The organism is Mesorhizobium sp. WSM4817 (assembly GCF_055811135.1).
Map to the genome: position 1 here is coordinate 23,854 of NZ_JBVVQQ010000041.1, position 7,421 is coordinate 31,274.

At 58.7% G+C, this 7,421-nt stretch carries 8 protein-coding genes and 1 pseudogene; 5 read left to right on the plus strand and 4 right to left on the minus strand.

Going from position 1 to position 7,421, the window contains the following annotated elements; all coding sequences use genetic code 11:
• Positions 1 to 17 precede the first annotated feature (17 nt).
• Together AC0L2K_RS32350 and AC0L2K_RS32355 are read right to left on the minus strand one after the other, a co-directional pair.
• Positions 18 to 329 carry a hypothetical protein gene (locus AC0L2K_RS32350; protein ID WP_473533315.1) on the minus strand — a complete coding sequence of 104 codons (312 nt, stop codon included), beginning with the start codon at positions 327 to 329 and terminating at the stop codon, positions 18 to 20.
• A gap of 766 nt (positions 330 to 1,095) precedes the next feature.
• Positions 1,096 to 1,276 (minus strand): annotated as a pseudogene (locus AC0L2K_RS32355) (bifunctional folylpolyglutamate synthase/dihydrofolate synthase); the annotation flags it as partial.
• 141 nt (positions 1,277 to 1,417) lie between these two features.
• Between AC0L2K_RS32355 and AC0L2K_RS32360 the strand changes: the two are divergent.
• The 3 genes from AC0L2K_RS32360 (at position 1,418) to AC0L2K_RS32370 (ending at position 4,427) form a co-directional block, all read left to right on the plus strand.
• Positions 1,418 to 2,218, plus strand: a complete 801-nt coding sequence (locus AC0L2K_RS32360) for a serine protease (protein WP_473533316.1) — start codon at positions 1,418 to 1,420, stop codon at positions 2,216 to 2,218.
• A 574-nt stretch (positions 2,219 to 2,792) separates the two neighbouring features.
• The gene (locus AC0L2K_RS32365; RefSeq protein ID WP_473533317.1) at positions 2,793 to 3,008 is read left to right on the plus strand and encodes a hypothetical protein; all 216 of its coding nucleotides are present in this window, start codon (positions 2,793 to 2,795) and stop codon (positions 3,006 to 3,008) included.
• 705 nt (positions 3,009 to 3,713) lie between these two features.
• Positions 3,714 to 4,427, plus strand: a complete 714-nt coding sequence (locus AC0L2K_RS32370; RefSeq protein ID WP_473533318.1) for a carbonic anhydrase family protein — start codon at positions 3,714 to 3,716, stop codon at positions 4,425 to 4,427.
• A gap of 337 nt (positions 4,428 to 4,764) precedes the next feature.
• On the opposite strand, the gene AC0L2K_RS32375 is transcribed toward AC0L2K_RS32370, so the two are convergent.
• Entirely contained in the window at positions 4,765 to 5,247 is a 483-nt protein-coding gene (locus AC0L2K_RS32375; protein WP_473533319.1) for a GFA family protein, read from the minus strand.
• A 327-nt stretch (positions 5,248 to 5,574) separates the two neighbouring features.
• On the opposite strand from AC0L2K_RS32375, the gene AC0L2K_RS32380 reads away from it, so the two are divergent.
• A protein-coding gene (locus AC0L2K_RS32380; RefSeq protein WP_473533320.1) for an IS6 family transposase occupies positions 5,575 to 6,275 on the plus strand; the annotation gives its coding sequence in 2 pieces (ribosomal slippage) (positions 5,575 to 5,689 and positions 5,689 to 6,275; 702 coding nt in all).
• A 118-nt stretch (positions 6,276 to 6,393) separates the two neighbouring features.
• Positions 6,394 to 6,546: a hypothetical protein gene (locus AC0L2K_RS32385; RefSeq protein ID WP_473533321.1), complete on the plus strand. Its 153-nt coding sequence runs from the start codon at positions 6,394 to 6,396 to the stop codon at positions 6,544 to 6,546.
• A 678-nt stretch (positions 6,547 to 7,224) separates the two neighbouring features.
• Here the strand turns inward: AC0L2K_RS32385 and AC0L2K_RS32390 are convergent.
• On the minus strand, positions 7,225 to 7,421 hold a 197-nt coding region (locus AC0L2K_RS32390; RefSeq protein ID WP_473533322.1), incomplete at its 5' end, for an alpha/beta hydrolase family protein.

Consider the following 7,421-nt stretch of genomic DNA (forward strand, 5'->3'; position numbering starts at 1 on the left):
CCCACATCGAAAAACCTTCACCCAAGCAGACTCTCGCAAACGAAGCCGTGCATGACAGCTTTTGCGCCCCATTCTTGTCCTTCAAGCAATCGCATAACTTCGCCAAAAGCAGTCATTGCTGAAATCAGGCATCGATGTAGGAACTCAAATTGCATTCGGGTTTGGCGCATCGGGGTCGGGATAGATCGTGCGGGGGCGACGCCCGTGATTGCCCAAACATTGACCCTTTCCAGCCCGTGCGCTGTCTCGTACTTCAACCGAACGCCGTTCAAATCCTCGACCGAATGAGCGGCGACGAGCTCGGAAAGGCGTTCCTGCAACTTGGTCACAGCCGCTCGCCGCTCCCTTCGGGTTGAGCGTCGTTTTCTGTTTATGGCTGGACGTATTTCTTCGCCCGCTTGTCGTAAGACTTCGCCCTCGGGCGGCTGATCCATCAGGGCCGGTATTTGCGGGGGGGAATGAACTCGAGCCGGGGCGCGGCGGCGCTACGCTTACTCATGCCCGGCAAAATCTAGGCATCTGACTCGTATTTTAGGAGTCCCTAAAACGCAAAAGCCGGCTACTCCCTTCGGAGTAGCCGGCGCTGACGAATCTCAGTTGGCGAGCTAGAGAGAGAGAACGATGGATTCAAGAAAAATCGACATGCCGACCTGGCCTAAGAGGTGATCGGCAATGCCACCTGTCGTACAGCCGGATGATTGCTATCCAGATCGGTAGCCCCAGAAGAAATACTATGTCGAAGAGGATTTCGCGGGTGCCCGAGTGGTCTACCTTCCTCATCGAAAAGACCTCCATGAGCCGGGGCTAATTTACTGCGCCGTCCGGTGGGAATGTCAATCTAGCGGCGCTGTATGACACCAGTCTAAACGCAAAAGGCCCACGGCTCGGAAAGAGACGTGGGCCCTCTAAGCTAGGCGCATACAGCATTGGAGGGCGTTGCGCCGCCGCGGAATGGAAACAAGTTCCGCAGTCGCAATCTGCGGTGCGCCGGGTTAAGCCCACGTTAAAAGCGGGTGGTCCGGTGCGCAAGAAAAAGCCCGCCGCCCAAGGTTTCAAGGAGTGCGGCGGGGGTGCCGGGCTTTTCTTGGCTGAATATCAGCTCGGCGGCGTGCCGTTTTCGGCGAGCACCGCGCCGACGAGATAGAGCGATCCGCCGATCAGGATGCGCGGTGGCGTTTCGCTTGTGTCCCAGGTGTCGCGCAAGCAGCATCAGCGCGTTGGCGACCGAACTCATGGGTTCGGCCGATAACCCTGCCTCTTCGGCGCGCGCCGCGAGTCCAGAGCGTCCTATCGAGGACAAAGCATGTTGCCTGCGGCATTCCGAATCACATCCGAGATGAGGGTTGCTACGTGGTGGGTTGGAAGGCAGGAGTGGCGCCAACGGCACGCGGCCGTTGCAATAGTAGGAAGGAAATCCATGCGACCGATCACCCGTCATACCCTCTGCGCGCTCGCTATCCTGTTTGGTGCACCACACGCCCATGCTCTAACGTGCAGCGAGTCGGACCCGCTGAAGCCCACGATGTCGTTTGGACAGGACATCGTATACGGCGAGGTGACCACGATCGATAAGCATCCTTGGCAGGTCGCACTCATTATTGACGGGGAATTTGCATGCGGTGGATCGGCGATCGGAGAGGAATGGATCGTCACAGCAGCGCACTGTTTAGCGGATGAAGCAGACGACGTGAAGGTCGAGGTCAAGGTAGGCGCTACGGATATCAATGATGGCGATTGGTTCGATGCAAAGGGTTTTGTTGTTCACGAAGAATATAACCCGGACACATGTGAACATGACGTGGCGCTGGTGCGGGTGCACAGTACGCGACCCGCAAAGGTCATCCGCCTTGCTACCTCCAGTACGCAAATTGCTATTGGGGAGAACCTTACTGCGACGGGCTGGGGAAATACAGAAGGTGGAAAACCATCAAACCATCTCCTAAAGGGCACCGTCCCATACGTAGACAACAGGACGTGCAATGGTCCGCACTCATACGATGGTGGTATCTTTCCTGGGATGATGTGCGCCGGACGCGCCAGCGGCGGGACCGATTCTTGCCAAGGGGACAGTGGAGGTCCTCTGACCAAAGGCAATAGCCCAGAGGACGCAATCTTGGTTGGAATTGTATCGTGGGGGGCCGAATGCGGAAAGACCTACGGTGTGTATACGCGTGTGTCGGATTATCGCGAGTGGATCATGAATCATATCGGTGACTGAGGCGGCGAGTCGTGACGCGTGCAGGGATGGAAAGTTCACGTTGCCGCGTCCATCTGAGCGCGCAGAATGTCCGACTAACCGGAGTTCGGCTTAACAGGTATCCTGACCATGTCCCATGAATGCTGTGCAGGCTAGGACGCCCCGAGCGGGCCGCGCTGGGCCCGTCAGCGAAGCCGGGAGCTCTGATTAGACCCGCCGGAGATCAGGGCGGCGGGCTCTATCCAGCGGCACTGTATGACGCCAAATCCAAAAATGCAAAAGCCCGCGCCTCCGAAGAGACGCGGGCTTTTCGATTTGAATGTTTTGATGTCTATTCGGCCGGCGGCTGACCGGCAGGAAATCCGCTTCGGCCGGCGTGGGCAGCATTCGGACTACTGACCACGTCGGCCGGGTTTCACCTCGCTGTCGGCTTGTTCCGCTGCGCATTCGGCTCGATGAACCGGTGCATGGGCTCCACCCGCACCATATTTTCCTCCTGTAGACCGCCTGTTGCGCTTGCGCTCTCGCATTGCGTGGGACTTGAAGCGTTTCGACTAAAAAGGCACGATGTTCGAGGGCAGATGGAGAGACGTTGATGCGCGGGCTGAAAGGAAAAATGCTCTTCGCGGCGGTTAAGCCGTTCATGGGTCGGCCAAACACGCCAGAGACAGTAGAAGAAATCGGGGCGGCGCTTGAGAAGGCCGAACAAGACTACGCGGCCTTGATCGCCGATCTGACGCGTGACTTGACACAGGAAGAGCGCGAACGTCTGATCGGCAAGTTCGCGCCGGAAGACCGTCACTTGATGTAGGGATTAACCCAGCCGGTCGACCGCGTCGGCGGCGACAGGATCAGCCCCACCTTCTTGCCGCCGCACTTCGAACATTTCAGCTTCGGCGTGAGGTGGTCGTGCATCACCGAATGGTCCCGGCCCCAGCTTGTCGCCGCTAGCCAAACTTCACACTGCTCGCCTTGAGGTCCGCCTGACTGCCCGGCGCGGCTTGGCCAGTTTCCGTCGCTTTTAAAAGTGCCGGCGACCTTAACCCCTCGATGTAGTTACAAAGACGCTCGCCTGTATTTCCAGAGTAAAGCTGGCTGTTTCTCGCGAGAAAGGCATGCCGCTGGGCAGTGATATCGGCACGGGATCAAGGCCGTGCGGCCGGAGTCGACCCAAAGCGGAAGCTCGCTTGCTCCGGACCAATTCACGACCATGACCCTTTCGAGACCTTCCGAGGCCGATTTTCTTTCCCGGAACCGGACGTTGAGCGCAACCAGTATTGATGACCCAAGTCGGACGACGAAGTCTCTGAGCGGAATGTCGGCATTCTTGAGGATAGTGCGCGTCTTTAGGGGCGGCCTGCATCAGAACTTCACCGTAAATCCGCCCAATCATCCATCTATGATGGTCCCTCTGCTCCTCACGTTTCGCAATCCTTAACCAGTTTAAGGACCGCCGGTTGACCCGGATTGCGACTCGGCGTCAGTTGGCAGCACCAATATCGAGAGGGGCCACTCCATGCTTTCGCGCCGTCTTTTCTGCGGCTGCCTGCCGCTTGCCGCGGCGAGTTTTGCCGCGACCAACGTATACGCCCAGTCGTCCGCATGCGACGTCTACGATCGCGAGCGCCAGCAGAGTGTCAGCCCCGATGCGGCAATCGAGCTGCTGAAGGCGGGCAACGAGCGGTTCGTTGCCGACAAGACGATCAACTGCGATCTGCTGGCGCAGATCAAGGCGACGGCCACGGCACAGGCGCCGTTCGCGGCGATCGTCGGCTGCATGGATTCGCGTGTGCCGCCCGAGTTGGTGTTCGATCAGCGCATCGGCGACATCTTCTGCGCCCGCATCGCCGGCAATTTCGTCAACACCGACATCATTGGCAGCCTCGAATACGCAACGAAGGTGGCCGGCGCCCGCGTCATCGTGGTGCTGGGGCATTCCGATTGCGGTGCCGTCAAGGGAACGATCGACAACGTCCAACTCGGAAACCTCACCGCCACCCTGGCCAACATCCGGCCGGCCGTCGATGCCGCGACGAGTGACGGCGAACGTAACTCGAAGAACAAGCACTTCGTTCAGGCAGTGGCGGAAAAGAACGCCGAGCTCGCCGCGCAACTGCTGACGTCGAACAGCCCGATCATGAAGGAGATGGTCGAAGCCGGAGAACTGCGCATCGCCTGGGCCATGCACGACGTGGCGACCGGACATGTCGTCTTCTCCGGCCAGGCGTAGGAATCGCAAGGCACTCGCCGGTCCGTAGGCGAATGACCGCGCAGCAAGCTCACAGGCATTCGGGCCGGTACTACACCTGCTCCACCGCAACCGCGATCCCTTGTGCTACCCCGATGCACATCGTGTCGTAAGCTTCGCCTTGCGGTTCCCTGAGTGTAAATCGGCGGGGGGCTTCAGGGCCGATCGGCGCTATAGGTCATTGAAATCTCAGTGGTGGGTGGGGTCACGCAGGGACGCCGATTCACGAGTTCGCTTGCCTCGGCAGAATTCACGCCCATGATCCCTGAGGAGAGCTTCGTGAATAACAGTCTATCGCGCCAGCCAAAACTGAGAAATGTCATGAATTTCGGGCTGCGCATTCGATGGCAGTCGCTTGCGCCTCCATCAGTTCGCTTGGATTTGCTTGGTTCTGTGGCAAACCGTCGGCGATTTCATACCAGGGAACCTTCGACTCGATGAAGACATGCTCCGTTTGGCCCCAAGCTGCATCTCTTGTGAGCGGCCAATCCTCCGGGTGATCAAGCGAGCCGAACAAGATCCAGGCGTCCGGATTGCCGTCATAGACGAACACGAGCGGAGAACCGCACTCCGCGCAAAAGCCCCTCCGTGCGAAGGCGCTGGAACGATAATATTTGGGTTCGCCTTTCGTGAAGGCGAAGGCGGAGCCCGCAAACTGCACAGTGGCCTGGAAGAGACCGCCATAGCTCTTCTGGCACATAGTGCAATGGCAATAGTAGCCCTTGATCGGGGGATCGGTCGACACGTAACGCACAGCACCGCAGAGGCAACCGCCTGTGACCGGAAGGTGTTGGTTCGCCATCAATGAATCCTCCAAATCAGTACCCGGCGGCTCTTTGATCACTTTACAGCTAGCAGTGCTGACCGTCGATCACCGGCTGTGAAACGGGGGAATATTGGCGCTAGTCAGACCGGCCCGGCATGTGTCAGCAGCCGCGGCCGACTCCGGCCCAAACGCGAAGGTCCGCTTCTGAGAAGCGCCAGGAACGTCGCGACATGGCGCGACCGAGCCGGCCGAAGGATTGGGTCCCGCCGCACTGCCGCGGAGCGTTCTGCGGGGTTCTGTTGCAAACTTTTTCGTTACGGGTTGTCTGGCAAGTGACCTCTGACATTTTTTCGGAGGTTTGTGATGTTCAGAGGCCGGCATTTCGACCGATCGGTCATCCTGGTGTGCGTTCGCTGGTATCTGGCATATGGACTGAGCCTGCGCGATTTGAAGGAGATGATGGCCGAGCGTGGCATTAGGTCGATCATTCGACGATCCATCGCTGGGTTGTTCACTTCTCGCCCTTGCTGCTGGAGCGCTTCAACCGGCGCAAGCGCGCAGCGACCGGCAAATGGCATGTTGATGAAACCTACATCAAGGTCCGAGGGCAGTGGATGTATCTCTACCGCGCTATCGACAGCGTCGGCGACACGGTCGAATTCTATTTCAGCGAACATCGGGATTTGCCGGCGGCCAAGCGTTTCTTCAGGAAAGCGCTGGAGCGCCATGGGCGTCGCGATCGTGTCGTCATCGATGGTAGCCAGACCAACCAGGAGGCGATCGTTTCCTGCGATACGACACATCGATTGCAGGATCGCTGCAGGCGCCGACCGAAGCCGATCCGAATCCGCCAAAGCCAATACTTGAACAACCGGATCGAGCAGGACCATCGGCGGATCAAGCGCCGTGTTCGGCCGATGCTCGGCTTCAAATCTCCCGCAGCCGCAAGCATCATCCTCGACGGCATCGAAATGCTTCACATGATGCGCAAACGACAGGCGAGGTTCGCCTTCAACCCAAATCCGTCATTGGCCGAGCAGTTCGATATCCTCGCCGCCGCATAAGCACCGCCCGCCATCTCTTCTTGCTTCAGTTCAACAAAAATTTGCAACAGAACCGTCGATCCTGCGCAACACGCCGCTGCATCGACCTTCGGTGCTCACCCCGAAATCGCTGCGGCGTATGCTGCAGATCACTGAGGGCATCACGGCCAACATCTTCCACATGATCAACAGCCTCGCCGTCGAGGCCGTCGAAAGCGGTCGCGAGCAGATCACCAACGAAGCGGTCGAAAACTGGGTGCCGGAGTTCGATGCCGAGGCGGCATTCGCATGATGCGGGGAGCCGCATCCCCGAACAACAGCTGTTCATACTGCCGAAGCCGGGAATCTAGATCCTTAATTCCGGCACGCAAGGCACGCTACTGTAACATCTGAGTTGAAGGTTGGTGGAAAGGTACTCTGCCGCTCGCACCAGGTGCAGGGGCATGCCTCGGTTGCGCCATCCTCTGCTATTCATGGCGCTTCCTGTCGAAACGGGCGCACGCGATGATCATGGAAAGAGCCGACGGAAAATTGCTCCCCCGCCGGCACAGTGCTTCAGCAGGCTTGGGCGGGGGAGCTTGGGACAGCCTGCCGACGCACTGTTGGAGCGGACCATAATTTTGTTTGTGTCCGGCTTGTGGCGGAAATCCATTTTGCCGCGGAACCGTTTGCCGCAGCGGGCCGTAGCCGTTGGACATGAGCCTCACATCTCCGGAGGCAGTTCCTCCCCCCTGGCAACCGCTCTTTTTTTGGAACCACCAGAGTCAACCGGGAGAGATGAGCACGCCGACGTATTGCGCCGGCATGCGCATGCGGGTGTTGTCGCGGCGAGCCGATATCGTGGATACGCAGCGCAAGTCTTAGATGACAGGCTCGTCCGAGCGGGGACGATCTGCTCGTCGCCTTGATTACAGCCACGAAATGCGGGCGAACAATTGCAAGAGGCACAAGCTGGCGGTCGCCATCGTCGTCATGATTTTTCATTCTGCATCTCGATTGGTCTGGTGTTCCAGTCGGGTGGGGTCTGATCGAGAATGTTGCGAACGAAGAAGTCCAGGAGTTTGCGCTCAGTGTAGATGCCTGGCGCGTTGTGATCGGCACCAGGCACATAGACCATGTCGAAATCTTTTCCCGCCTTGATGAGTCGGTCGGCAAGCTGCAGCGAGG

What these genes read in the sequence shown, in the direction of transcription:
- AC0L2K_RS32385 (WP_473533321.1), top strand. Translation starts at nt 6,394, where the DNA reads ATGCTGCAGATCACTGAGGGCATCACGGCCAACATCTTCCACATGATC.
- AC0L2K_RS32375 (WP_473533319.1), bottom strand. Translation starts at nt 5,247, where the DNA reads ATGGCGAACCAACACCTTCCGGTCACAGGCGGTTGCCTCTGCGGTGCT.
- AC0L2K_RS32360 (WP_473533316.1), top strand. Translation starts at nt 1,418, where the DNA reads ATGCGACCGATCACCCGTCATACCCTCTGCGCGCTCGCTATCCTGTTT.
- AC0L2K_RS32365 (WP_473533317.1), top strand. Translation starts at nt 2,793, where the DNA reads ATGCGCGGGCTGAAAGGAAAAATGCTCTTCGCGGCGGTTAAGCCGTTC.
- AC0L2K_RS32370 (WP_473533318.1), top strand. Translation starts at nt 3,714, where the DNA reads ATGCTTTCGCGCCGTCTTTTCTGCGGCTGCCTGCCGCTTGCCGCGGCG.